The following is a 473-nucleotide window of genomic DNA, read 5'->3' as shown; positions in this document are numbered from 1 at the left end:
AATACTGATTATACATTAAAGAAGAAGTCTTCTTCCAAATTTATAGACAAATACTGCATAGATAAATTAAAAGAAACTAATAAATACGATTATGCTATAGTTGGGAGAGCCTCCGAAACGCAACAAATAGTTGAAATACTTTCAAGGTTCAGTAAACCCAATATCTTGTTGATTGGCGATTCGGGGGTTGGAAAAACAGCCGTTATAAAAAGTTTTATAGATAGAGTAAGAGCTAAAGAAGTTCCAGACTGGTTGGCAGATCTATCTATTTATGAGTTAGATATGAGTGCTTTAATAGCTGGAGCGTCTTATAAAGGCGAAATTGAAGACCGATTAAAAAATATCGCCCAAGAGTTGAAATCCATACCTAAATCGGTATTGATTATAGAGGAATTACATACCTTACTAAGTAGCCATTCTGATTCTGGTGTAGCAAATCTATTAAAAGGAGAGTTGGCAAAGGGGTTACGAGT

General features: G+C 34.5%; 1 protein-coding gene. It reads left to right on the top strand.

From position 1 onward, the window contains the following. Positions 1 to 473: AAA family ATPase (locus VQ048_RS13090; RefSeq protein WP_327611978.1), on the top strand; the 473-nt coding region annotated here is incomplete at both ends.

This window comes from Bergeyella anatis (assembly GCF_036016955.1).
Lineage (GTDB): Bacteria > Bacteroidota > Bacteroidia > Flavobacteriales > Weeksellaceae > JAYWXI01.
The sequence above is the reverse complement of the archived record's forward strand: the minus strand, read 5'-3'. Positions and strand labels throughout refer to the sequence as shown.